21 protein-coding genes and 1 pseudogene are annotated in these 25,604 nt (G+C 69.7%); 15 read left to right on the forward strand and 7 right to left on the reverse strand.

Annotated elements, in window-relative coordinates; genetic code table 11:
• The 3 genes from WMF45_RS34265 to WMF45_RS34275 all read right to left on the reverse strand — a co-directional run bounded on the left by WMF45_RS34265 (position 1) and on the right by WMF45_RS34275 (position 3,349).
• Positions 1-1,749: a carbon starvation CstA family protein gene (locus WMF45_RS34265; protein WP_437709513.1), complete on the reverse strand. Its 1,749-nt coding sequence runs from the start codon at positions 1,747-1,749 to the stop codon at positions 1-3.
• Between the two features lie 156 nt (positions 1,750-1,905).
• Positions 1,906-2,709: an SDR family NAD(P)-dependent oxidoreductase gene (locus WMF45_RS34270; protein WP_437709515.1), complete on the reverse strand. Its 804-nt coding sequence runs from the start codon at positions 2,707-2,709 to the stop codon at positions 1,906-1,908.
• A gap of 82 nt (positions 2,710-2,791) precedes the next feature.
• Positions 2,792-3,349, reverse strand: coding sequence for a DJ-1 family glyoxalase III (locus tag WMF45_RS34275; RefSeq protein ID WP_437709516.1), 558 nt, complete (start codon positions 3,347-3,349; stop codon positions 2,792-2,794).
• 215 nt (positions 3,350-3,564) lie between these two features.
• Here WMF45_RS34275 and WMF45_RS34280 point away from each other — a divergent pair, with 215 nt between their 5' ends.
• Entirely contained in the window at positions 3,565-6,066 is a 2,502-nt protein-coding gene (locus WMF45_RS34280; RefSeq protein WP_437709518.1) for an SUMF1/EgtB/PvdO family nonheme iron enzyme, read from the forward strand.
• A gap of 320 nt (positions 6,067-6,386) precedes the next feature.
• On the opposite strand, the gene WMF45_RS34285 is transcribed toward WMF45_RS34280, so the two are convergent.
• From WMF45_RS34285 to WMF45_RS34295, 3 genes are all read right to left on the reverse strand, one after another.
• A complete protein-coding gene (locus WMF45_RS34285; protein WP_437709520.1) occupies positions 6,387-7,532 on the reverse strand; it encodes a hypothetical protein in 1,146 nt (381 codons plus the stop codon).
• 532 nt (positions 7,533-8,064) lie between these two features.
• On the reverse strand, positions 8,065-8,385 hold the full coding sequence (locus WMF45_RS34290) for a hypothetical protein (protein WP_437709522.1): 321 nt from the start codon (positions 8,383-8,385) through the stop codon (positions 8,065-8,067).
• Between the two features lie 145 nt (positions 8,386-8,530).
• Positions 8,531-9,580, reverse strand: coding sequence for a thrombospondin type 3 repeat-containing protein (locus WMF45_RS34295; RefSeq protein ID WP_437709524.1), 1,050 nt, complete (start codon positions 9,578-9,580; stop codon positions 8,531-8,533).
• Between the two features lie 511 nt (positions 9,581-10,091).
• Here WMF45_RS34295 and WMF45_RS34300 point away from each other — a divergent pair.
• From WMF45_RS34300 to WMF45_RS34325, 6 genes and pseudogenes are all read left to right on the forward strand, one after another.
• A complete protein-coding gene (locus WMF45_RS34300) occupies positions 10,092-11,180 on the forward strand; it encodes a hypothetical protein (RefSeq protein ID WP_437709525.1) in 1,089 nt (362 codons plus the stop codon).
• 234 nt (positions 11,181-11,414) lie between these two features.
• Positions 11,415-11,690 (forward strand): annotated as a pseudogene (locus tag WMF45_RS34305) (YcaO-like family protein); the annotation flags it as partial.
• Between the two features lie 7 nt (positions 11,691-11,697).
• Entirely contained in the window at positions 11,698-11,994 is a 297-nt protein-coding gene (locus WMF45_RS34310; protein ID WP_437709527.1) for a YcaO-like family protein, read from the forward strand.
• Positions 11,995-12,075: 81 nt separating this feature from the next.
• Complete coding sequence (locus WMF45_RS34315; protein ID WP_437709529.1) at positions 12,076-12,444, forward strand: hypothetical protein; 369 nt, start codon at positions 12,076-12,078, stop codon at positions 12,442-12,444.
• A gap of 153 nt (positions 12,445-12,597) precedes the next feature.
• The gene (locus WMF45_RS34320) at positions 12,598-13,566 is read left to right on the forward strand and encodes an NAD(P)-dependent alcohol dehydrogenase (RefSeq protein WP_437719603.1); all 969 of its coding nucleotides are present in this window, start codon (positions 12,598-12,600) and stop codon (positions 13,564-13,566) included.
• A gap of 13 nt (positions 13,567-13,579) precedes the next feature.
• Positions 13,580-14,539 (forward strand): helix-turn-helix domain-containing protein, encoded by a 960-nt coding sequence (locus WMF45_RS34325; RefSeq protein WP_437709530.1) that lies wholly within the window; start codon positions 13,580-13,582, stop codon positions 14,537-14,539.
• Between the two features lie 33 nt (positions 14,540-14,572).
• Here the strand turns inward: WMF45_RS34325 and WMF45_RS34330 are convergent, their stop codons facing one another.
• Entirely contained in the window at positions 14,573-15,259 is a 687-nt protein-coding gene (locus WMF45_RS34330) for a family 43 glycosylhydrolase (RefSeq protein ID WP_437709532.1), read from the reverse strand.
• Between the two features lie 376 nt (positions 15,260-15,635).
• Between WMF45_RS34330 and WMF45_RS34335 the strand changes: the two genes are divergently transcribed.
• The 8 genes from WMF45_RS34335 (at position 15,636) to WMF45_RS34370 (ending at position 25,510) form a co-directional block, all read left to right on the forward strand.
• Complete coding sequence (locus tag WMF45_RS34335; RefSeq protein WP_437709534.1) at positions 15,636-15,857, forward strand: helix-hairpin-helix domain-containing protein; 222 nt, start codon at positions 15,636-15,638, stop codon at positions 15,855-15,857.
• Positions 15,858-16,399: 542 nt separating this feature from the next.
• On the forward strand, positions 16,400-17,758 hold the full coding sequence (locus WMF45_RS34340) for a sugar transferase (RefSeq protein WP_437719604.1): 1,359 nt from the start codon (positions 16,400-16,402) through the stop codon (positions 17,756-17,758).
• 428 nt (positions 17,759-18,186) lie between these two features.
• On the forward strand, positions 18,187-18,627 hold the full coding sequence (locus WMF45_RS34345) for a response regulator (RefSeq protein WP_437709536.1): 441 nt from the start codon (positions 18,187-18,189) through the stop codon (positions 18,625-18,627).
• Positions 18,628-18,986: 359 nt separating this feature from the next.
• Complete coding sequence (locus WMF45_RS34350; protein ID WP_437709538.1) at positions 18,987-20,168, forward strand: polysaccharide biosynthesis/export family protein; 1,182 nt, start codon at positions 18,987-18,989, stop codon at positions 20,166-20,168.
• 21 nt (positions 20,169-20,189) lie between these two features.
• On the forward strand, positions 20,190-22,502 hold the full coding sequence (locus WMF45_RS34355) for a polysaccharide biosynthesis tyrosine autokinase (protein ID WP_437709540.1): 2,313 nt from the start codon (positions 20,190-20,192) through the stop codon (positions 22,500-22,502).
• A 23-nt stretch (positions 22,503-22,525) separates the two neighbouring features.
• Entirely contained in the window at positions 22,526-23,965 is a 1,440-nt protein-coding gene (locus tag WMF45_RS34360; protein WP_437709542.1) for an O-antigen ligase family protein, read from the forward strand.
• A gap of 217 nt (positions 23,966-24,182) precedes the next feature.
• Entirely contained in the window at positions 24,183-25,364 is a 1,182-nt protein-coding gene (locus WMF45_RS34365) for a glycosyltransferase family 4 protein (RefSeq protein WP_437719605.1), read from the forward strand.
• On the forward strand, positions 25,361-25,510 hold the full coding sequence (locus tag WMF45_RS34370; protein ID WP_437709544.1) for a hypothetical protein: 150 nt from the start codon (positions 25,361-25,363) through the stop codon (positions 25,508-25,510). Before WMF45_RS34365 ends, WMF45_RS34370 begins: the two co-directional genes overlap by 4 nt.
• Positions 25,511-25,604 lie beyond the last annotated feature (94 nt).

The following is a 25,604-nucleotide window of genomic DNA, read 5'->3' on the forward strand; positions in this document are numbered from 1 at the left end:
CTACCGCGTCAGCGCCCCTGGCCCCTGCGCCGGCTCGGCGGCCGGGCCGTTCTTGAGCGCCTTCACCGACTCGACCATCAGCGACACCGCGAGCCCGATCAGCGCCAGCCCCACGACGCCGTTCATCGTCGTCGCGTTCAGCGCGAGCCCCTCGGTCCGCACGGCGGCGAACGCGGTCCGCACCTGGAGGATGAGGGCCCACACCGTGATCGTCATGACGAACACCATCGGGATCGCCGTGTACCAGATGCGCCGCTTCTCGCGGTGCAGCCAGACGGTGACCGCGAGGAGCGTCAGCGCCGCGAGCAGCTGGTTGCTCGTGCCGAACAGCGTCCAGAAGTCGAGGTACGCGGGCCGCACGCCGGGCGCGGGCGGGCGCGCGGTCATGATGAACAGCGTGGGCGGCGCCAGCGAGATCGCGGTCGCGGCCGCGGACACCGCGCGCCCCTTCCAGTTGAAGAGCTCCTGGAGGATGTAGCGGCTGAGGCGCGTCGAGACGTCGAGCGTGTCGAACACGAAGGTGGAGAACGCCATGGCGCCGAACGTCGCGGCGAACAGGAAGTGCTCCTTGCCGATGATGACGGTGAGGAACTTGCCGATCCCGTCGCCGTAGATCTTGCCCGGCCCGGGCAGCTTCGTCCCCTGCGCCACGATGACGAGCGTCGCGAGCGCGATCAGCGCGACGAACGCCTCGGCCAGCATCGCGCCGTAGCCCACCGGGTGGGTGTGCGTCTCCTTCGAGATCTGCTTCGACGTCGTCCCCGAGCAGACGAGCCCGTGGAAGCCGGAGCAGGCGCCGCAGGCGATGGTGACGAACAGGAACGGGAAGAGCATGCCGGTCGCGCCGCCGGCGTTGAACGTGGTGAACGCGGGCTGCCGCAGCTCGAACTCCCCCGGGTAACGGAGGTTTCCAAAGAAGATGCCGATCACGCCGACCGCGAGCGCGATGTAGAGGACGAACCCGCCCAGGTAGCCGCGCGGCTGGAGGAGCAGCCAGACCGGCAGGAGCGAGGCGATGAGGCAGTAGACGAGGATGATGAGGCCGAACGCGCGCTGCGGGTTGTCGAGCGGCAGGACGAACGCTGTCGAGATCTTGGTACCGAGCCAGACGACGCCGAGCGTCGCGGGCACGAAGATGAGCGTGGTGAGCCAGAGCGGCGGCTTGAGGTATTTCTCGACCACGCCCATGACGATGGAGAGGCCGAGGTAGGCAGCGCTCGCCGCGGCGACGGCGCCGCCGGGGTTGAACTGGAACGTACCGCCCTCGAACTCCTCGGTCTTGCCGACGAAGGTGCTCGCCGTGATGTCCGTGAAGGCGACGATCACGTAGGCGAGCGCGAGCCAGATGAAGATCATCATCGACAGCCAGGCGCGCCGGCCGATGTGCCGCTTCGCAATCTCGGCGACGCTCTCGGCCTCGTGGCGGACGCTCGCGATGAGCGCGGAGAAGTCGTGCACCGCGCCGATGAACACGACGCCGATCGCGATCCAGAGAATGCACGGGAGCCACCCGAACGCCTGGCCGGCGAGGATGGGGCCCGCGATCGGCCCGGCGGCGGCGATGGCGCTGAAGTGCTGCCCGAAGAGGTAGAACGGCTTCGTGGGGACGTAGTCCTCGCCGTCGTTCACCTTCACCGCGGGCGTCACGGCGCCGTCGTCGAGCGCGTAGTTGCGCGCGACGATCCGCCCGTAGAAGCGGTAGCCAAGGCACAGCACGACGATGACGGTCAGGGCGAGCAGCGGCAGCACGCGGCGGAGTATAAGACCATCCGCGGGCGACAGTGATCCGGCAAACGAAGGGGAAGGGCGGCGGTGGGTCACCGGACGGGCGCAGGCCCCCGCCCTTCACGGCGCCAGAGCCCGAGGGTGCCGTCGGGAGGAGCCCCCCTCGGGGACGCGGGGCTCTCAGAGGCTGGCGTTCATCGTGTCCCAGTAGCTGTGCAGGCCGCGGAGGTTGTTCCCTCCGTCGACGAACACCGTATCGCCGGTGATCCAGCGCGCCTCCTCGCTGCAGAGGAACGAGACCACGGGCGCCACGTCGGCCGTCTCCCCGATCCGCCCGAGCGGCGTGCGCTCGAGGAACCTCTGGGCGCTGAGCCCCTCCGTGAACCCGATGCCGTCGACGAGCGGCGTCCGGATGAGCCCCGGCGCCACCACGTTCACCCGGATGCCGTGGCGCCCGAGCTCGGACGCGGCCACCTTGGTGAGCTGCGCGAGGGCCGCCTTGGAGGCGCAGTAATGCGACATGCCGTCGGTCGCCAGCACCTGGTTGATGGAGCTGATGTTGACGAAGGCGCCCGGCTGCTTCGCGGCGATGAGGCCGCGGGCGACCGCCTTCATGAAGAGGAAGGGGCCCTTCAGGTTGATGTCGAGGACGCGGTCGAACTCCTCCTCCGGCAGGTCCGTCAGCAGCGCGAGCGTGGCGATCCCCGCGTTGTTCACGAGGATCCCCGGCAATCCGAACGCCGACGTCGCCGCCTCGACGGCGCGTGACACGTCTTCGGCGCGGGACGCGTCGCCCAGGAAGGGCAGCGCGCGCGCCTTCCCGTCGGCCGCGCGGTTCAGCTCCTCGGCCGCCGCCTCGACCTTCGCCGCCGTCCGGCCGAAGAGCAGCACGTTGCTGCCGCGGCTCATGAGGTCTCTCGCGATCCCGAGACCGATCCCCTGACCACCCCCGGTGACAATTGCGCTCTTGGAAACAAGCTTCATCTCGATCTCCCTGAATGCGGAAAGCAAATCCAACGGCCTTGATTGCCTAGAGGAACTCCGGCCGGCCGAGCGCCGATCTCGCTCAGGCCGGCAGCATCATCGGCGCGCGCACCTTCGCGGCGATCTCCTCGCCCCGGAGCCGCGCGACGAGCGCGAGCGCGAACGCCATCGCGGTGCCCGGCCCCTGGCTCGTGACGAGCAGCCCGTCCTCGACGACCGGGCTCGCGAGGAGCTCGCCGTGCGCCGACACCACGTCGTTCACGGACGGGTGGCACGCCATCCTGCGGCCCTGGAAGAGCCCGTGCGCCGCGAGCGCGATCGGCGCGGCGCAGATCGCCGCGACGACCCGGCCCGCCTGCGCCTGCGCATGAAGGCGCTCCCCGACGGCCGGCGAGCTGGCCAGCCGGTCGGCCCCGCCCTTGCCGCCCGGGAGGACCACCACGTCGAAGTCGCCCGTCACCGCCGAGAGATCCGCGTCCGGCACGAGGCGCACGCCTCGGCTGCAGCGCACCGGGCCCGGCCCATCGAGCCCGGCGAGGACGACCTCGACCTCGGCGCGGCGCAGGACATCGACGATGATCGTCGTTTCCATCTCCTCGGCTCCCTCGGCAAGGATCACGAGCGCTCGCGGCGTCTTCATCAGCGCCGGCATGGGGCCGCGGGCCGCCGGATGCAAGCCGGACGCAAGCCGGACGCAGACCAACTACAAATCGCCCGCTGCGCGGACGCAGGCTGAGCGAGCGCGTGCAAGCAGGTGCAAGCAGGTGCCAGCCGATGCAAGCGCGCGCGAGCTTGCGGAGGCGAGCGGCGCGGAAGCCCCTTTGCCTGGGCACGGCGACGCGCTAGGAGCGGGGCATGGCGGAGCCGTCCGACGATCCGTTTGGCCTCTCGGGGCAGACCATCGAGGGGAAGTACCGCGTCGCCGCCGTCATCGGCGACGGTGGGTTCGGCGTCGTCTACCGGGGGATGCACGAGGGCTTCGGCGAGCTCATCGCGATCAAGTGCCTGAAGCTGCCGGCCTCGCTCGACGCCGCGGAGCGCGACGCGCTGCTCGAGACGCTGCGGGGCGAGGGGCGGATCCTGCACCGGCTGTCGCGGGCTACCTCGGGCATCGTGCAGGCGCTCGACGTCGGCGCGTTCACCACCCAAGCCGGCGTGTGGGTGCCCTACCTGGTGCTGGAGTGGCTGGAGGGCCAGACGCTCGGGCAATACCTCCGGGAGCGGCGCGAGCGGGGCGAGGCCGGCATGTCGATCGCCGAGGCGATCCAGCTGCTCACCCCGGCCGCGCGCGCGCTCGCCGTCGCGCACGCGCACAAGGTCGCGCACCGGGACGTGAAGCCGGCGAACCTGTTCCTCACCCAGGTCGGCGGGGCGCGGACGCTGAAGGTGCTCGATTTCGGCATCGCCAAGGTGCTGTCCGACCACCCGACGTTCACCGAGGCGCTCGCCGCGACCCGGCAGGGGCCGAGCGCGTTCACGCCGCGCTACGGCGCGCCCGAGCAGTTCAACAAGGCGCGCGGCGCGACGGGCCCGTGGACCGACGTGTTCGCGCTCGGGCTCATCTTCGTCGAGCTCGTGAGCGGCAGGCGCGCGCTCGAGGGGGACGACCCCACGCAGCTCTACGTCGCGTCGGCCGACCCGGCGGTGCGCCCGACGCTGCGCGCGCGCGGGCTCCCGGACGCGCCCGAGGCGATCGAGCGCGTGCTCGACAAGGCGCTCGCGATCGAGCCCAAGCACCGCTTCACGAGCGCAGGCGAGTTCTGGGACGCGCTCTCGGCCGCGGCGCACGGCGAGCGCGCGGGGTCCTTCGCGGGTCGCGGCGGTTCCTCCCCGGAGCACGCGGCGGGGCAGTCGACCGCGGAGTACGCGGCCGCGCAGGGGCTCGGCGTGGCCGTCGGGCCGAGCGAGCCGACGATGCTCGCCGACGCGCACGCGCCCGCCCCGGCGCGGCCTGCCATCGTCAAGGTGAGCCACGGCGCGAGCGGGCCGCCGGCCGCCGGCGCGAGCGGGCTGCCGGCCGCCGGCGCGACGGGCGGCGCGGCGCCTCGGGCGAGAGACGGGGGCGGCGCTCTGGCGACGGGGGGCTCCAGGACCGCGCAGGTCGAGGACTCCATGATCGAGACGGTCGCGCCCGCCAGCCCCCCTGCGGCCGGCGCGGCCCCGTATCCCGGCGCGGCCCCGCACCCCGGCGCGGCCTCGCACCCCCAGGCCGCGGCGGGCGGACCGCCGCACGCCGCGCCGCCGGTCGCAGCGCCGCCGCAGCGCCGCAGCGCCGCGCGCGCGGCGCTTCCCTGGTTCGTGGCGGCGCTCGTGCTCGGCGGCGCCGGTGCGACGGCGTATGTCCTGACGCAGGCGCCCGACAAGAAGCCGGCCAAGGCGCCGGCCGCACGCTCCACCGCGGGGTCGTCCGCCGGGCGCCCCGCGACGACCGCGGCGGGCGTGCCGGCGCCCGCCAGCGCCGCGCCGACCACGAGCGCCTCGGCCGCGGCGCCTTCCGCCGAGCCCGCCGCGCCCGCGGCGCCGCCGGCGGACATGGTCTTCATCGGGCCCATCTCGACCACGATCGGCGCCGCGGGCGAGGCGCGCCAGGTGACGCTCACCCGCGGGTTCTACATCGATCGCAACGAGGTGACCGTCCGCGCCTACCGGGCCTGCATGCAGCAGCGCATGTGCTCCACGGCGGATCACGTCTCGCTGACGCCCGAGCTCCTGCCCGGCGCGAAGGCGCCGACGACGCCCGAGGAGCAGCGGGAGGTAGAGCTCTGGACGCGGCGCTGCAACGAGCCTCGCGGCGCGACCGGGCACCCGATCAACTGCGTCGATTACTCCCAGGCCGAGAGCTACTGCCGCTTCCGCGGCCGGCGGCTGCCCACCGAGGCGGAGTGGGAGGTCGCCGCGCGCGGCGCGGCCGGCCGGGCCTTCGTCTGGGGCGACGAGGCGCCGGCCTGCGAGCGCGCCTGCTACGATCGCAACGAGGGCTGCCTCGCGCGCGGCGCCGACGTCTCGACCTGCGCGTCCGGCGCCCACCCGAGCGATCGCACCCCGGAGGGGGTCTACGATCTCGCCGGCAACGTGTCCGAGTGGGTCTCGGACGGCCTCGTCTTCCCGCCGCCCGGCGGCGAGAACCCGCAGGGCGACCCGTCCTTCCCGCTCAAGGTCGTGCGCGGCGGCAGCTTCCTGGACGGCGCCGAGAAGCTCTCCGCCACGTACCGCACCGCCGCGGCGCCCGTGACCGCGCACGCGTGGATCGGCTTCCGCTGTGCCATGGATGCGCCGGCGCAGGAGGGCGCCGCCGCGCAGCCGCCCGCCCCCGCGCCGCAGGCTGCGCCGGCCGAGCAGGGAGCGGCGGCGCCCTGAGCTGAAGCGCTGAGCCCCTCGTCCTCCCGCGCGGCATGGCCAGATCCGGTGCCGTGCGTCGACGGATCACCGAGCCGACAGGGCCCGGGCGGGTCGTTTCGCTCGAAGAGCTACTACTTCGCCCAGAGGACCGAGAGGTCGAGCTCGATCGCCTCGAAGGACGCGACTGCACCGTGGCCGAACGGCAACCCCGCGGCGCAACGAGCTACAGCCTGCAAGTTCACCGAGGCTGCTGACGAATCTCCGAAGAGAATTCACCGCCCGTGCTGGGCGCCGCCCCCATCGCCTGCGGGCCGGAGCAGGCCCCCCCGCCCTGCAGCTCACAGGACGATGAACTTGTCGTCCGTGTACACGAGGACGAAGCGCGTGTCCGCCGGCGCGCCGCTGGCATCGAAGCAGGCGACGTTGACGTTCGTGTTCGTCTCGGTGCCGGACCAGCCGACGACCTTGCAGTACTCCGGCCCGGTGCCGTACGCCGTGATCTGCACGTTCGAGCCCGACGCCGACATGCCGGGCAGGCTGACGGAGTAGCGGCCTGCGGACGTGCGCCCTGCGGTGATGTCGGCCTCCACCTCGCCCAGGTCCCCCGCGATGTAGCCTTCCTGATAAGAGAGGCTCGGCGTGTATGCCGCCGCCGTGGCGTTGTTCGCCCAAACGTAGCTGTAGGAGAGCCCGCCGTTCACCGGCCTCGAATGCGCGAAGTTGAGGGTGAACTGGCTATCCGACGGGGCGCCCGAGCTGTCGAAGCAGCGCACGCGGACCACCGCGTCGTCTCCGGACTGCCCCCAGCTGCCGACCTTGCAGTGATCGCTGCCCGGGCCGTACGCCGTCACCTCGACCGTCGCGCCGCCCGCGGTCTGCCCCGGCAGGGTCACCGCATAGTAGCCCACCCCCTCGCGCGCGATCGTGTTGCTCGCGCCGCTCGAGTTGAACTGGTACGTCGCGGCGGGCGTGTACGCCGACGCCGTCGGGTCGTTCGCCCAGACGTACGCCTCGTCCGAGGATCCGGTGCCCGACTTGTGGACATAGGCGACGCTGAACAGGGTGTCGACCGGCGCGCCGCCGGCAGTGAAGCAGTTGACATGAACATCCACGTCATCGCCGCTCCTGACCCAGGAATTGACCTTGCAGCGCTCGGCGCCCGCGCCGTAGGCCGTGACCTGGACATGACCGCCCGGCGCCGCGCCCACGTCCGGAAACCGCACGCGATATCGGCCCGCACCGAGCTGCGTGACGGTGTTGTTCACGCCCTGCCCGAATACGTCTCCGGAGGAGTTCCGCGAGTAGCTCGAGCTCGCGGTGAACGAGCCCGTCGCCTGGTGCGCCCACGCATACGCCCACGCACGGGACACGAACGCTTGCTGGGCGTCGCCCACCTCGCCCTCCTCGGCCTCGTACGCCACGGCGCAACCTGCGCCCATGATGCCGACGACGAGCGATCCCAGCAGCAGTGCCTTGCTCTTCATGACATGCTTCCTTTCCACGAGTTCGATGTTGGATAACGGCCATCGCTGCCCCGGCGCGACCGCGACAAGGCGATGACAAGGCGATTGCAACGCACATGCCGCGCGCGGCCACCCGGCGCGTCCAGCGATGGCGCTGCCTCCTGTTCCGGGGCGAGACGCCGGATCGGGCGTGTTCAGGCCGTGATCGCGACACGCCGGCCGCGACCGGCGACCGGGTTGCTGCGCGTCGCCGTCACGCGCTCATGACACCCTCGCTGTCACGCTCCCATGACAGGCGTCATCTCCGCGTGTCAGCGCGAGGGGGCCAGCGAGGAGCGCGCCGCTCAGGGGATCTCCAGGCGATCGCCGGGCGCCGGGCTCACGATCGCGCCGCTGGGTGAGCGGCCTGAAACGTCGGTCGACGCGCCGAGCGCGGTGAGGAAGCCATTGCGGTCGGGCGGGCGGCTCTCGTCCGCTACGCAAGCCGCCGAGGCGGGTCCCTCGGGACGCCAGCCGTCGAGGTCCTTCCGGAAGATTCGTTGTCAGCTCGGAGTCAGCGCTTGATCTGGGCGTCAGGCCAGAGCCCGAGGATCTCTTGCAACTGCTGCTCGGGACCGAACTCCTCCCAGACGATCCCATTGCAATCCCGCGTCTCGGAGAAGGCGCTGGCGGCGTCGTCCTCCCAGCCCAGGTGACGCAACGCCGGAGCTTCGCCGGCGGGGATCTGACGGATGGAGAAGTTCACCGTGTCGGTGCGCCAGAGCGCGTACTGGTCCGGCACGATCACGTGCGGCTGGGCCGCCAGGCGCTGCGTGTAATCCGCAATGGAATCCGTCAGTGAACGCACGCCCAGAGCAATGTGAATTCTTCGCATCGATGACCCTTCTCACAGCGCCCACTCGATGAGACACACCATGATGAAGCGCTGCGCAGAGACCGATACCATGGGTGAGGCAAGGACACCAGCCTCGGCGTGCGAGCCCGGCGGACGCGGACCACCTCGTTGATGCGCTGCCACATCAGGCCGCTATCCCGCGTCCGGTACAGCCCACCGAACAAGCGACGATGGCGCCATCCGGCACCATGTGATAGCGGATCGTCGAGCCCTCGACCTCGACCCAGCCGAGGCTCATCCGACCCTGGGAGGTGCTCCCGGCGCCGCCATCCCACGCGCCGCCGTCGCTGAGCTGGTACTCCGCGTGAATGCCCATGATCGGCATCGACGTCCCCGAGGCGCTCCCGCCGTAGTACGGGCCGAAGCTCGCCGTATCGATGGTCTCGGGGCTCGGAGGGCTGGCAGGGTCCGGCCAGCTCGTGTCGTGGTCGGGATCGACGACCCCGACGGCCAGGCATGCCCCGCCGCGCTCGTCGATGCCCAGGTCGCAGGCGTCGCCGATTCGATTGCCGTTCATGTCGAGCTGGTCCGGGTTCACGTCGAACGGGCAGTTGTCCTCCAGGTCGGCCACGCCGTCGCCGTCGTCGTCCTCGTCGCACGCGTCTCCGAGGGCATCGGCGTCGATGTCCGCCAGATCCGCGTTCGCCACGTGGGGGCAGTTGTCCAGCGTGTTGGACACCCCGTCGCCGTCGACGTCGTCGTCACAGGCGTCGCCCCTGCCGTCTCCATCGACGTCGCTCTGACCGTGGTTCGGGGCCTCGGGGCAGTTGTCGATGTCGTCGTCGTATCCGTCGCCGTCGCGGTCCGTGTCGCTCGGGTCGGGCGCGCCGCCGCCGCCGCCGCCATCTCCGTCATCGTCGCTGCCGCCCTGAGCACCGGCACCACCGCTGCCGCCGGCTCCGCCGCTGCCGCCGGCTCCGCCGCTGCCGCCGGCTCCGCCGCTGCCGCCGGCTCCGCCGCTGCCGCCGGCTCCGCCGCTGCCGCCGGCTCCGCCGCTGCCGCCGGCTCCGCCGCTGCCGCCGGCTCCGCCGCTGCCGCCGTCACCGCCGCTGCCGCCGTCACCGCCGCTGCCGCCGTCACCGCCGCCGTCGCTCCAGCCCTGCATGGGGCCGATGCACGCCGCGAGCGAAGAGCACAGCAGCACATAGGTCGCGATGTGGTTCCAACGCATCATCCATCTCCTCAAGCCATGCCTGGATTCAAGGACTCGATGGCAGCCGCATGAGATCCGCCACGAGGACGAGCTGGCTCCGGTATTCGCTGACATCCGGGCCGTCACCGTGGTCGCTGCTGCAGGCGGCGAGGGCAAGCGGTATCCATCGTCGTCGCTGCTCGGCTCCCACGGCTCGCGAGGATCGGCGCGCATCCCGTCCGTGTCCAGCACACCGCAAGAGTCCAACTCGCCGGCGTCCGGGCATCGCCGACGCCGGCCGCCCCCGGGGCTCGCGAACGCCGGGAGCGCCCTCACCGGTCGGGGACGGAAACCCGTGGAGGCGGACCCCGGATCAACGCTTCGAGGACGGCGGCGCGATCGGACGGGCGTCGGGCCCGCTCGCCGCCGGATCGAGGGAGCGAACCGATCTTCCCGGCGTGGTGCTCAGCCAGCGTCAACCCGCAGCAGGATTGACCTTGCGGACGCCAGGTTCCTATGATGCCTGGCCCCTGAAATTTCAGGAGGGCCATCCATGACATTCATCACGCTGGCACATTCCTCGGGCAACCGCCCGCCTCTTCACATTCGACCTCTCGCCATCGAATTTCTACTGCAAGAGGAGAAGGGAACGCTCCTCAATGAACTTCATGGACGACGCCACCTGGAAAGTCGCCCGATCGAATCCTTGTTAAGCGCCATCCAAGGGGATGACCCATTCACAAAGATTCCATTCTCAAAGAGCTCGACACACGCATGGGGATACATTCGCCTCAGCGCAATCGAGTACGTCACGAGCATCAACGACGCAACGGCGGTCCACACGTCGAGCGGCCGAGATTACATGGCCGCAGAGTCACCGATCGAGTTCATGGCCAGGTTTCCCGACGAGACGTTCGATTGCATGCACAGCAACGAGGGACAGGTCATCTACTTTCGTCGCGAGCGACTGCTCGGAGCGTCTCCCCTCGAAGACTCATCCACCTACGCTTACACCTTTGACAGCCGGGAGAGCGTACACAGCGACCAGCTCGAGCCGAACTGGACAATGAACATGACAGTCGCTCAGACCAAAGACGGTCGAGTATTTTTCCGGGCGAACCGGATAAAAGGCCTCCGGACGGACCAGAGCGGAATCATTGAATTACACGGCGCAGTCAAGCTCGCAGGCGTACCGGCCGAGGCTGTACTGAAAGCATGCCCGATCGCGCGTCCGGTGTCCTTCGCGCAATGCGCCGCCGGACAAGGCGGATCGGAATATAGATACGACTGGGTGCTGGATCGGGACACGGTCCATGCGATTGTCCCGAGAAATCCGGGGTTAGGCCTGGACACCTACATCGGCACCCCATTTTCAGGTCTCGACACGGTCGATCCGATCGACAAGCTCATAGCTCAGCTCGACTTGACGTCATTCATTCGACTGACTCGCAGGTCGGACGGACGCGGCACGAACGTTCCATCAGACTACAACAGCCAGCATCCGTGGGCCTACTATCGTCCGGAAGCCATTCTGACCATGGAAGCGAGAGGCCATGGAACAGCGATCACGACGAGCACCCATTCGCATGTCGTCGATGAAACACCGGAGGAAGTTCTGGGCTCCTTCAATCAGCTCTGGTGAGCGCCGAAGCGCTCGATCCCGTCCGAAATGTGTCCGCTCGCCTGGTACGGCCAGACGTCTGGCCGGGACCGCCGCCGAGCAGCCCAGGGGCTCGCGGTCGAACGCCCTGCCACAGGCCGAAGCTCGCCTCGATCGCGTCGAGCTCCGCGAAGTCGTCGCTGTTGGCCTCCTACGCGCCGCCCTGCGGGGGCGCTTGACACCCCCGAGGCGTTCCGGGTCTCCTCCGGAGGCGACATGCATCTCCGGTTCGATCCGAGCACGCTGGACAGCCCGCCCCCGAAAGGCTACTTCGCCGGCACCCACCGCGAGATAGATCCCGACGAGACGCTGCGCCGCGTGCGTCGCCTGATGCCCGTCATGGGCATCACCCGCATCGCCAACGTGACTGGCCTCGACAGCATCGGTGTCCCGGTCGTGATGGTGTGTCGGCCGAACTCCCGCTCGCTGTCCGTATCGCAGGGCAAGGGGCTGGATCTCCGGACGGCCCAGGCCTCCGGCCTCATGGAGTCGGGTCGGCGTGTGGGAGATCACGTCGGACATCGGCATCCCCGCGTTCCTGTGCAAGATCTGCGACCGACGCGACAACGCCCTGCGGAGGCTCGGCGTCAACGAGGGAATGGGCTGTCATCCCGTGCGCGAGATCGCGCTGCTGCGCGCGTTGACCGAGGCGGCCCAGAGCCGGCTCACCCAGATCGCCGGTTCGCGTGATGACCGCTACCCGAGCCAGTACGTGCGGCAGCGCGACCCGAACATCACGGCTGCTCCCTGTGATTTTTTGTTTTTTCTCGTGGTTTCAACCCGTTTGTCGCTCTAGGATCCGTCGATTGTGAGCGGCGAACGTCGTGACGGCCTCCGCTCGGCGGCGTCGACGGGCTGCCCAAGGAGGACCTGAGTCATGGCGGAACGACAAGCAGCAGAGTTGCTCTCCGTGGATGCGGATGCCGCAGAGCCGGTATCCGACGCGCGCCCGCGGGCGCGCGTCGGCAAGGAGAACGTACCGGGCACGCTCTTTCGCGGCGCGGACGGCGAGCTTTACTTCATCCCGGATCATCGACTCCCGCTCTTCCGCGTCTTCGACACATCGAGGGCCCGGGTCGAGCCGCTGCTGGCCGAGGAGCCGAGCGAGCCCGCAGAGGACCGCTCGTCCGCCCGGCTGAAGGCGATTTACACGACCATCGAGATCCACGATCCCAGGAACGCCGACGGCTCGCCCGCAGAGACGGACGGCATCATCTCCGCGTCGGTGCGCCCCGAGACGGACTGACAGGCCCGCCGGGCGGTTCGGGCGTGGCGCATCGCCCCGTGAGATCCCGCGCCGGCGCGCCCGCGCCGAGCACATCCCGGAAAGAGATCCACCTTTCCCGGATCCGATGCTTTCGGGCACACCCGCCGCGTCCTTAGTCTGCTGCTTATGCAGATGAAGGCAGCCGTCTACGAGCGATACGGTTCTCCCTTGGTCCTCGAGCTGCGCGAGATGCCCGCGCCGGAGCCGCGGGACGATCAGGTGCGCATCCGGGTGCACGCGACAACGGCGACGGCGGCGTGCCAGATGATGCGGCGAGGCGACACGCTCATGGCGCGGGTCGTGCTCGGCTTCTTCCGGCCGCGGCGGCGCTTCCGGGTGCTCGGGATCGAGGTCGCCGGCACCGTGGAGCGCGTCGGCCGGCGCGTCACGCGGTTCCGCCCCGGCGATCGCGTGTTCGGCTTCACCGGGTTCGGATCCGGCGGATACGCGCAGTACGTGTGCCTGTCCGAGGACGCGTCGATCGCGCACGCCCCCGCCGGCCTGAGCCACGAAGAAGCGTGCTCGCTCGTCGACGGACCGACCACCGCGCTCTACTTCCTCCGCGACCGGGCGCGGCTCCGGACCGCCGAGCGGATCGCGATCGTCGGCGCCTCCGGGAGCATCGGCACGGCGGCCGTCCAGGTCGCGCGGCACCTCGGCGCGGAGGTGACGGCGGTCTGCAGCGGGCGAAACGCCGACCTCGTGCGCTCGCTCGGCGCGCACCACGTCGTCGATTACACGCGAGACGACTACGCGGCGCGCGCCGACGCGTTCGACGTCGTGTTCGACACGGTCGGCGCGAGCTCGTTCGCGCGCGCGCGGCGCTGCCTCTCCCGCGGAGGCCGATACCTGATCACGGTCGGGGGCGCCGAGCTCTACCTGCGCGACGCATGGAGCCGGATGTTCGGGAGCAAGAAGCTCGTCTTCGGAATGTCCGTCGACAAGAAGACCGCGCTCCCCGAGGTCTCGGAGCTCGTCGCGCGCGGAGCGCTCCGGCCGGTCATCGACAGGCGCTACACGCTCGAGGCCATCGCGGACGCGCACAGGTACGTCGAGACGGGGCGCAAGCGGGGCAACGTTGTGATCGAGGTAGGCGCGTGATACCCCGACTCGCGTGGGCACACGCGACGCGCTGAGGCTCGAGTCCATCGGGCAGATCCACGGGCTCATCGGGCGCCCGCCGCCCGCGCATCCGCTGGTCTCCGTGATCGCCGCGTCGTGGCAGGAGCCGCTGCGCATCGAGATCCCGATCATCGGGCGACCCATCGAGTCCGGGCTCTACGTGATCAGCCTGAAGCGCGGGGACGAATGCCACGCCGAGTTCGGGCGACAGGTGCACGACGGGCAGGCCGGCATCATCGTCTTCGCGTCACCGGGCCAGGTGATCACGCCGATCGGCGGTGAGAGCGAGCTCGCCCACGAGGGGGAGGGCTGGACCGTCGTCTTCCACCCCGACGTGCTGCGCGACACGCCGCTCTCGGACGCGATGCACCAGTACCGGTTCTTCGGCTACGCGACGCACGAGGCGCTCCACCTCACACGGCCGGAGCGAGAGACGTTCACGGGCCTCGTCCGGCAGATCGAGCGCGAGTCCTCGGTCCCTCCCGACGCGTTCGCGCCGGACGTGCTCTCGGCGCAGCTCCAGCTCCTCTTCACGTACTGCCAGCGCGCGTACGCGCGCCAGATCGAGGTCCGAGCGCGGGCGGGCGGCGTGGCGGAGCGGCTCGACCGCCACCTCGACGCGTGCTTCGCGTCGGCCGCGCAGGTCGAAGGCGGGCTCCCCACGGTTCGATCCTGCGCGCGCGCGCTCGGGTACTCGCCCGACTACCTGAGCGATCTCCTCCGCGCGGAGACGGGAACGAGCGCGCGCGACCACATCCACCGAGCCCTCATCGAGGCCGCCAAGGCGCGGCTCCTCGCGTCGGACGCGAGCGCGAGCGCGGTGGCTTACGCGCTCGGATTCGAGCACCCGCAGCACTTCTCGAAGCTCTTCCGGCAGAAGACCGGACAGTCGCCCGGCGAGTGGAGACGCGCGGCGAAGGGGCCGACTACGCGCCGCGCGACCTCGGCGTGATCTCACGCGCCGCACACGTGGCAGACGGTCACCTCAACCCGGGTCGGGTCGCGCCGCCGGCCAGACCGACGTGTCCAGCGAGACGACGCCGCCCTCGAAGCGGATCGGCGCGGCAAGCAGCGCCCGGAACGCCTTGTACCCTGCCCCCCCGGGGCGGAAGGCGTGCAGGAACACGTGGTGGCGCCCGTCGGCGCCCACGGCCACGGACGGGTGCCCTGGCCCCCACCATTCTTCACTGGAGCTCAGGAAGACCTCGGACGACTTGCGGTACGGGCCCGTGGGGGCGTCCGCCACGGCCACGCCAATGCCGTAGTGCGCTGTCGAGAAGTCGTTGCCGGCGTAAAGCAGATGATAGCGCCCGCCCTCCTGGGTGATCCAGACGCCCTCGATGAGGTGCGCCTCCCAGGGCTGGTCGTTCTCGAGAATGACGGCGGGCTCCCCCTCCAGCCCGCGGCCGTCGGCCGACAGCCGCTGGGCGTAGATGCGGGTCTTGAGCGCCCGCGATATCCCGGCGATCTCCTCCGCTTCCGCGCCGCACGCCCGCGCCCGCAGCTCCTCCAGCCGCCCCGCGAACCCCGTGAATTCCGCGGTCGCCGCCTCGATCAGCGGCTGCAAGACGAAGAATTGCTCCATGGGCTCGAGGGTCGCCGCCCACGGCCACAGCGTCAGCGCCAGGACCGCGGTGCGCTGGTCTTTGCGGGCCACGAACAGCTCGCGCACAAGGGCGGGCTCCCGGTGAAGCAAGGCCGCCAGCTGGCGGGGCCAGCAAGCGCCACGCGCGCTCGCCCACCCGCACAACGCACGGATCGCCATAGCCATAGAGGATCTCCGGCGCGATGGCCTCGGTCAGCAGGGGCCGCAGCGGCGCCCCGCCCTTCCGCGGCGGCGGCGGGGTGCGGGCGAGCGGCATGCGGGTCCCGAGGTCGCGCGCCAGCGCCGCGGCACGGCCCCGGCCGCTGCTACCCCGGCCCGGGAATGCTGCGATGTTGTACCACGGTCGCCGTCCTCGACATGCTGTACGTGTTCATGACGCCGGGGCTCGCCGGCGACGCTGAGCGCCAGCGACCCAGGCGACGACCGACATGGAACAAGGCACATGCCGAGCAAAACGAAAGAACGACAGGAATCTCCACTTCCGAAGGGCATCGGGAAGCCGGCGCTGCGGGCGCTCGCTTCGGCCGGCGTCTCTCGCCTGGACCAGGTCGCCCGGCTCACGGAAGCCCAGCTCATGGCGCTTCATGGCGTGGGCCCCAAGGCGATCGCGGTCATCAAGGCTGCCCTCGAAGCAGAGGGAAAGTCCTTTGCCAAAGACGCGTAGCCCTCGTCGTCGATACGCCGCATCCCGCGTGCGCCTGCTCCAGGGGGCGCCGACGATGGCCACAACATGCGCCGGGCGGCCGCAACCTTCGCTCAGGCACGACGGACAGAAACCGCGTCCCTCACCGCTGAAGGCGACCAGACGGATCTCGCGCCGGAGCCGCGAGAAGCCGCCGCAGCGCAGCCCGCAATCAGAGCTCGCCTTGAATGGCGCCTGAGAGACAGTTTGACCTCGACGAACCGCAGGCCCTCCGGCTCGAGACGTCACGAGCGTCAATCGATCCGGCGCGGGCGAGCCGCGATTCACGCATTCACTCGCCTTTCGACCTCGACGCTTGTCGATCACGGCTGCAATCGCGAGAGCTCTGCCGCGCATCCGGCGAGGCCTGACCCCGCAATCCTGCTTCGTCCAAGGGTGCGGGTCGACTTTCCTGCTATACCTGGCAATACGCGTCGGGTCATTTGCCCGACTATCCAAAGACTCAACATGACTCTGGTCCGAGGTATTCGATGGCTTTTCGCAAGCAGACAGCGGCTCCGGGAATGGCGCCGGGGCTCAGCCTCGCAGCAGACTGCGCGGTCCTGGTCCTTGCATCGATCGCTTCGTCGGCGTCGACCGGAGGTGTCATTCACTGGGGCTCTGTCGTCACGATGGCACCGATAGCGCTGGCGGGATGGCTGCTCGGCAGCCGCATCTTGCACCAGTACGACGTCTTCAAGGCGCAGGGCCTCGCGGGCGATCTGGTCCTGACATCCGTCTTGGTGCTCGCCGTCGCGTCTACGCTCGCTCTCTTCAGGGCGACAGTAGACGGGTACGCTGCGGATGCGACGCTGAAGCACTTCCTCGCCGTACTCTGGTCCGGCACGCTCCTGCTCCGCGTCACGCTCCCCGGGGGGCGGGGGCTAGCCAGGCACGAGCCCGACGATACCCTCGTCATCGGCGTCGGCCCGCTCGGCCGCCACACCGCCCGTCAGATCCGCGCTCAGAGATCGTCACGCGGGGCGATCTGTCACCTCTCCTTCGTCGACGAGGTGGATAGCGGTCGAGTCGATGGTCGAATCCTCGGGACGAGCGACGACCTCGAGCGCATCCTGCGGGAGCGCGTGTTCGGCGAGGTGTACATCGCGGGCAACTCGCTCCGGCACGGAAGCGCGATGCAGGCCAGCATCCGGGTGTGCGAGCGGTTCGGGATACCCTTCGCGCTTCCGGCCAGTCATTTCCGGTTCGATCGGGCGCGCCCGGCGGACGCCCGCGCCATCTCCGATGGCTACGTGCATTACCTCAGCGTGGAATACAAGCCCTACCAGATGGCCGCCAAGCGCGTCCTCGACATCCTGGTATCGGGCTGCTTGCTCGTCCTGCTCTCGCCGTTGCTCCTCGTCGTCGCGGCGCTCATCGCGCTGACCTCGCCAGGTCCGATCCTGTTCCGGCAAGAACGGGTAGGGCGCTATGGGCGCACATTCCGGATGCTCAAGTTTCGCTCGATGGTTGTCAACGCAGAGGCGCTGAGGTCGAGCTTGATGACGAGGAACGAGCAAGCCGGGCCAGTGTTCAAGATCAAGAAGGACCCGCGGGTGACCCGCGTCGGCGGCGTCCTTCGCAAGTACAGCATCGACGAGCTTCCGCAGCTCGTCAACGTGCTGCGCGGCGATATGGCCCTTGTCGGGCCGCGCCCGCCGCTCCCCAGCGAGGTTGAAAAATACGAGGCCTGGCAGCGCCGGCGCCTCTCGGTGCGTCCCGGCCTGACGTGCGTGTGGCAGGTGAGCGGCCGCAGCGACATCTCGTTCGATGAGTGGATGTACCTCGATATGCGGTACATCGACCACTGGAGCATAGCGGAAGACATCAAGCTGCTCCTGAAGACTGTCCCGGTCGTGATCGCCGGCCGCGGCGCCAGCTGAACCCTGGCCGCGCCGCGCCGCGCGGCGCGCAAGCTCGAAGCGGCGAACGTCGCACCGAAGGTCCTCTGGCGGCTCGTTCGCGCTTCGGCCGGAGACACGGTGTTCGTCAATGAAACCGCTCTTCTCCGCGCCCGTCGAGCCGGTGAACCCGGGCTGACGGCGCGCGCACCGCGCGCGCACCGCGCGCGCACCGCGCGCGCACCGCGCGCGGGCGAGCGCGTGCCAGCGCGTGCCAGCGCGTACGATGCCGGCTCGTCGTCCCGTGAGATGCGCGCTCTGGGAGCGGCGCCCACGGCGCCGCGGGTTCTGCTCTGAACGGCTCGCCGACGACTTGCCGCTATTCCAACTCGGAGCCTTTTTTCTTGCGGCGGTCTCGTTTGCCGCTATATACGCACTGTCGATTTTTTGGTGTCACGGGGGGAAAAGCGATGACTGACAAGAAGCAATGGCGGGTCCTCATCGTCGATGATGAGCCAGTATTTACCGCCAGGTTGACGATCGCTTTGAAGACACTTGGGTTCCTCGCCGATGCGGCGATCGACTGCGAGGCGGCGATCCGGAGCATCCTGCAGGACCCGCCCGACGTCGTCTGCGTCAGCCTGAACCTTCCTCGCGAATCGGGGTACCACCTCTGCGAGCTGATCCGCAGGAGCCCAGCGCTGCATCGCTTGAAGATCATCGTGATCAGCGACAGGCACTCTCCTGAGGTCATTGCCTACGCCGAGGAGGCGGGAGCGAACGCATTCCTCAAGCGGCCATTCAAGCACGAGCTGCTCGCCGAGTGCATGGTCACCGTGCTCGAGGAGACTCGGACGCCGCAGGTCGAGGCATCTCAGCACATCCCGGGCACGGCCTTCGCGCTGGGGTGAGCGGCGTCGATCCGGAGCACCTCGCGCCATGATCCTGGGACCGCCGCGCGCTGGTCCAGGCGTACCAGGCGCTGGCGGGCTCGCACGACGATCCGGGCTGGCTGCGCGCATTCGCGCTGCGCATGGGCGGCGAGGGCGGGTGGGCCCGGCGGCGATCGTCGCTGACGCAACGCGCGGGCCGATGCGCTCCACGCCCTCCGGTAGGCGCGACACGTGGTGTCCGCCCACCATCGAGTGTTTGAACGTGCAGAATCTGAACGTGCGGAGACAGACGCGCGTCCTGGTGCCGTGAGCGCTTCAATAGCCCCCATCGGTACACAGCAACAAGGGTGCACCAGCTTCGATCAGGAGAAGCTGCCATGGTAAACAAGATCCTCCCCACGCTGGCCGTCGCGGCCGCCCTGTCCGCGCTGGGTGGTTGCACCTTGGCACCGGGGCCCGCGCTCGACGCCAGCCGCCTGCAGGACGACCTGTCGACCAAGACCGGCGCCGACGTCTATCCGGTCAAGCTGATCACCGCCGACCTCGTGCGCGCGCAGACTGACTCCATCGCGCTGGCCGCCGCCGTGCCCGATTCGCCGGCGCGCGCGGGCGACCTGGCCCAGTCGCTGAGCGAATACGAATACGAGCTCGGCCCGCAGGACCTCGTCGGCGTGACCGTGCTCGATCACCCGGAGCTGAGCTCGGGCCTGATCACCACCCCGGTGACCGCCCCCACCGTGCCGCTGCCGGGCGTGCTGCAGATCACGCCGACCAACCCGCAGGCCGACCAGAGCGGCTATCGCGTGAACCGCGATGGCGAGCTGTACTACCCGCCCGTGGGCAAGCTGCGGGTGCGCGGCAAGACCGTCGACGACCTGCGCGGGATGATCATCCGGGCTCTCCGCAACACCGTGCGCGACCCGCGCGTGGACGTGCGCGTGATTGCCTACCGCAGCAAGCACGTGGACGTGACCGGCCAGGTGCGCGCGCCAGGCATGCTGCCGGTGACCGACGTGCCGATGACGCTCGTCAACGCCATCACGCGGGCCGGCGGGTTTGCGCCGGACGCCGACGTGCAGAAGGTGCGCCTGATGCGTGACAGCCGGCTCTACGAGTTCGACCTCGAGGCGCTGATCGAGCGCCGCAACGGCGCGCACGACTTCCTGCTCAACGGCGGCGACGTCGTCTATGTGCCGGACCGCCTGTCGAGCCGCGTGTTCGTGCTCGGCGAGGTGGTGCGGCCGCAGTCGCTGCTGATGAACAAGGGGCGGCTGTCGCTGGCCGACGCCCTGGCCGGCGTCAGCAGCATCGACATCCGCACCGCCGATCCGCGCCAGATCTTCGTTGTGCGCGGCATGCGCGACAAGCCGCAGACGCCCGACGTGTACCGGCTCGACATGACGCAGGTGGACGCCATGCTGCTCTCCACGCAGTTCCAGCTGGAGCCGCTCGACGTGGTCTACGTGGGCACGTCCGACGCCGTGCGCTTCAACCGCGTGCTGGACCAGATCACGCCCGCCATCCAGACACTGTTCTTCAGCAAAGAACTGGCTCGCTAGCCCAGTCAGTACGGAGCCGACATGAACCCCCCTGTCCAGCGCCCCCACGGTACGCCGCTACCCCTGGAGGACGACGAGTTCATCCTGCGCGATCTGGCGCGGATGGTGCGCCGGCAGCTTGGCTGGGTGATCGGCATCACGGCCGTCGTGGCCGCCGCCGCCACGCTGTACGCCTACTCGATGCCGGCGATCTATTCGGCCGACGCGCTGCTGCAGGTGCAGGCGAGCAACCCGGAAAGCGCGCTGCTGGCGCGCGCCTCGCAGATGATGGGCGGTGACAAGCCGCTGCCCACCGAGACCGAGATCGAGATCATCCGCAGCCGCTCGGTGCTGGAGCCGGTGCTCGACGCGTTCCGGCTCAATGTGTCGGTGGCGCCCGTGACCATGCCGTTCATCGGCGGCCTCGTGCGTCGCTTTGCCACGACGGGCGAGCCGGCGTCGGCGTGGTTCGGTCTGAAGAGCTATGCGTGGGGTGGCGAGCAGATCGACGTGGAGCTGCTCGGCGTGCCGCCGGCGCTGGAAGACGTGCCGCTGACGCTGCGCGTGCTCGATGACGGCGCGTTCGCGCTGTTCGATCCCGATGGCATGCAGCTGCTGACCGGACGGGCCGGAGCCACCGTCGACGAGGGCCCGCTGCAGATCCGCGTCGCCAAGCTCGTGGCGCGGCCGGGCACCGAGTTCACCGTGACGCGCGCCAACCAGCTCGCGGCCATCGAGGAGCTGGGCAAGTCGCTGCTGGTGATCGAGCAGGGCAAGCAGACCGGCATCGTGCAGATATCGATGGAGAGCAGTGACCGCGTGGCGGCCATGCAGATCGCCAACGCGGTGGCGCAGTCGTATGTGCGGCAGAACCTCGAGCGCCACCAGGAGGAGACCGCGCGCACGCTGGACTTCGTGAACGCCGAGGTGCCGCGCGTGCGCGCCGACCTGGAGAAGGCCGAGGACGCGCTGGCCACGCTGCAACAGCGGCAGGGCGCGGTGCGGCCCGCGTCCGAGGCGCAGTCGTACCTGGAGAGCGGGCTCGAGATCGACCGCCAGATCGCGATGCTGACTTTGCAGCGCACGCAGCTGCTGCAGCGCTTCATGCCGGGGCACCCGGACGTGCAGACCATCGACACCCAGCTGGGCCAGCTGCGCGCCATGCAGCAGAAGCTGGAAGCGCGCTTTCGCGACATGCCCGCGTCCGAGAAGGCGGGCGTGCGCATGGAGCGCGACGTCAAGATCGCGCAGGAGATCTACATCTCCCTGCAGAACAAGGCGCAGGAGCTGATGATCAACCGCGCCGGCATGGTGGGCAACGTGCATATCCTCGATGAGGCGTTGATCCCGTCGTCGCCGGTCAAGCCCAAGCGCGCGCTGATCATCGCGGCTGGCCTGATCCTGGGCTTCGTGCTGGCGGTGCTCACGGTGTTCATGCGCCGCGCCGTGTTCGGGCGCATGGGCGAGCTCGAGGAGATCGAGCACCGCCTGGCGCTGCCGATGTTCGGCGAGATTCCGTTCAGCCCCGCGCAGAGCTGGCGCGAGGACCACCCGCGGCTCGAGGCCAGCGAGCCGCCCGAGCTGCCAATGCCGGTGGAGCTGGCCGGCGCGGAGCGCGTCCCGGTGGCGCCCGAACACGCCGAGGAATGGCTGCCCGCCGCCACGCGGCCGGCGCTGGCGGAGAGCCGCCCGCATGACGAGGCCATGGAGGCGCTGTGCGGCATCTGCGCGCAGTTCCAGTTCACGCTCAAACAGATGGACCATCGCGTGGTGGCGATGGTGGGCGCCACGTCGGGCGTGGGCAAGAGCTTCGTGGCGCAGAACCTCGCCACGCTGCTGGCCAAGTCGAACCGGCGCGTGCTGCTGATCGATGCCGACCTGCGCCGCCGGCGCCTGTCCGGCAACTTCAACCGTGCCGCGGGCACGGGCCTGTCCGAGCTGCTTGGCGGCCGGCTCGATGCCAATCAGGCCGTGGTGCCCACCGGCGTGCCGAACCTCTGGCTGGTGCCGGCCGGCAACTTCGGCGCCACGCCGGCCGAGCTGCTGATGAACACGCGCTTGCGCCAGGCGCTGGAGAGCTATGCGCGCGCCTACGACCTCGTCATCATCGACACGCCGCCGGTGCTCGACCACAACGACGCCATGCAGGTGGCCGCGCTGGCCGGCGCCACGGTGGTGGTGCTGCGCACGGGCGCGCATACCGAGCAGCAGATCGTGGAGGCGGTGAAGCGGCTCAAGCGTGCCGGCGGCAACGTGGTGGGCGGCATCCTCAACACCGTGAGGAGCAACGGCGGCCACCAGCCGGCCGACAGCACGGACGACGTGCTGGCCCGCGCCACGGGCCAGGCAGCATGACGCCCGACGGAGCAACCCCGGCAATGGACCTCGCCCTCGACGCCCCCGCGCGACGCAACCAGCGGCAGCTGCATCCCGCGCTGGTGCCGGGGCTGTTCTTCGCGTTCGTGCTGTTGATGATCCTGCTGCGGCTGGGGCGCGTGGTGGAGCTGTTCTATCCGGCGGGCGCGGTGCTCGTGGGGCTGCTGTGCTATCAGCGCTGCCCGACCCATTACGTGTCGTTCATGTGCTGGCTGTACTTCCTCTCGCCCGAGGTGCGCCGCCTCGCGGATTTCTCCAACGGCGCCTTCAACCCGATCAGCCCGATCATGATTACCCCGGTCCTGGTGGCCGTGATGAGCGGGCTGACCGTGCTCACGCACTACCGCGTCGTGGCCACCAAGCGCGCGTTCCCGTCGCTGCTGCTGGTGCTGGCGCTGACCTATGCGCTGGTGGTGGGCTGCATCCGCAACAGCATCCCGTCTGCGTTGTACTCGTTCGGCTACAACATCATCCCGGTTTTCATGGGCTTCCATATCCTCTCCACGTGGAAGCATTACCCGATCTATGCGCGTGTGCTGGTCACCACGTTCAGCTGGGGCATGTTCGTGATTGGCGTCTACGGGGTGATTCAGTACGTGCTGATGCCGCCGTGGGATGCCATGTGGCTGGTTCGCTCGGGCATGAACTCGGTGGGCGAGCCGTTCCCGTTCAGCTTCCGCGTGTTCAGCACGCTCAATTCGCCGGGGCCGCTCGCCACGGTGCTGATGAGCGGGCTGCTGTTCATGGTGGCCGGGCGCGACAAGGTGGTCTGGGTGGGCGCGTTGTCGGGGCTGGCGGCGCTGCTGCTGACGGCGGTGCGCTCCGCATGGGGCGGGCTGATCATCGGCGGACTCTATGCGCTGGCCTGCATCGACGGGCGCACGCGCTCGCGCGTGATCCTGGCCATCCTGCTCGTGGCCGCGCTGTCGGTGCCGATGTTCGCGATCGATGAATTCGCCAAGCGGGTGCTGGACCGCATGGAGAGCTTCACGTCGATCCAGGACGACCACAGCTTCCAGGAGCGGCTGCAGTTCTATGAATCGTTCCTGTCGGTGGCCACCAGCGACATCGGCGGGCAGGGCATGGGGTCGGTCGGCATCGGCACCAAGCTCGACTCCGCCACGAACCAGCTCGGCAAGTTCGGCGTGTTCGACAGCGGCCTGATGGAGATTCCGTATGTGATGGGCTTGCCCGGCACGTTGCTGTACATCACCGGGCTGCTGTGGATGATGGGCCGGGCGATCAAGCGCGGGCTGGCGATGAAGTCGAACCGCCTGCTGGCCGCGGCCGTGGGCACGTCGATCGCGCTGGTGTCGATGCTCGTGTTCTGCAATACGCTGAACGGGCTCGACGGCATCCTGTTCCAGCTCGGCGTGACGCTGCCCGTGATCGGCCATCGCTATGCCCGCATGCTGGCCGCGCAGGGAGGACCCAGCGCATGAGTCCAACGCTATCTGCAGTTGTACCACCGTCTGGCACCGTGGCCCGCAGCGGCGGGCGCGCCAGACACTGACATGACGCTGAAGGGAGAGTCCAGATGACCGCACCTCTGTTCCAGATCGGCGTGACGCTGCCCGTGATCGGCCCCCGCTATGCCCGCATGCTGGCCGCGCAGGGAGGACCCAGCGCATGAGTCCGCAATCGACCATGCCGGCGCCGTTGAAGGTGGCCATCGTCACGTATGTGGTCGACCACAACGACGGCCAGGGGCGTGTCAATCACGAGATCGTCGCCGCCGCGCTGGCCGCTGGCTGCGAGGTCACGCTCGTGGCCAACCGCGTGGCCGAGGTCTGGCGCAAGCACCCGCGCGTTCACTGGCAGTGCGTGCCCGAGGTGCGCCTGCCCGCCGCGCTGCTGCGCGACCAGGTATTTGCCATCGCCAGTGGCTGGTGGCTCGCGCGCAACCGGCACCGGTTCGACATCGTCCACGTGAACGGATTCATCACGTGGGCGCGCGCCGACGTCAATACCGCGCACTTCGTCCACCATGGCTGGCTGCATTCGGGGTACTACCCATACCGGCTGCGCGATGGCTGGCGCGCCGCGTACCGATGGCTGTACACGCACGTCAACGTGCCGCTCGAGCGCCGCGCGTTCCGGCAGGCGCGGGTCGTGGTCGCGCTGACGCCGCGCATCGTCGCCGAGCTGCACGCCACGGGCGTGCCTGCCGACGGCATCGAGGTGATTCCGAACGGCGTGGACACCAGCGAGTTCGCGCCGGGCAAGGTCTGCCGTGAGCGCTTCGGGCTGCCCGCCGGCGTGCCGCTGCTGCTGTTTGCCGGCGACCTGCGCACGTCGCGCAAGAACCTGGACACGGTGCTGGCCGCGCTGGCCGATGTGCCGGAACCGGTGGCGCTGGCCGTTGCCGGCACCACCGAGGGCAGCGTCTACCCGCAGCTCGCGCGCGACCTCGGCGTGGCCGAGCGGGTGCACTTCATCGGTCACGTGGCCGACATGCCCGCGCTGATGCGCAGCTGCGACGCGCTGGTGTTCCCCTCGCGCTACGAGGCGATGTCGCTCGTGGTGCTGGAGGCGATGGCCAGCGGCATCGCGGTGCTGGCGGCGCGCTCGACGGGCGCGGCGGGATTCGTGCCGCCCGATGCAGGCGTGGTGCTGGACGACCCGAACGACGCGTCCGCGCTGGCCGCCGCGATCCGCCAGCTCACGGCGGACCCCGCTGCGCTGCGGCGCATGGGCCAGGCCGGCCGCGCCGCCATGCTGGGCCAGGGCTGGGGCGCGATGGGCGAACGCTATCTGCAGTTGTACCGCCGTCTGGCACGGCGGCCCGCAGCGGCGCGCGTGCCAGCCACTGACATGACGCTGGAGGGAGAATCCAGATGACCGCACCTTGGGCGCTTGCCGAAACCTCAGCGCTGCGTCCGCCCGGGGCATTGCGCACGGATTCCGGCGCGCCCGACAGGCCGGAATCGCTGGCCGCGCAGATGGCCGAGGCCGCGCGCACGTCGCTGACTGCCTTATCCCGGTGATCGCCGCCAAGACGGCCCAGGCCTACAGCGAGGCGGCCAATCGTTGCGAATGAGCGGATGCGCCGATGACGTGAGAAGTGATTGGGGGGAGCCG

Origin of the sequence: Sorangium sp. So ce448, assembly GCF_051520915.1 — a bacterium.
GTDB lineage: Bacteria > Myxococcota_A > Polyangia > Polyangiales > Polyangiaceae > Sorangium > Sorangium cellulosum_B.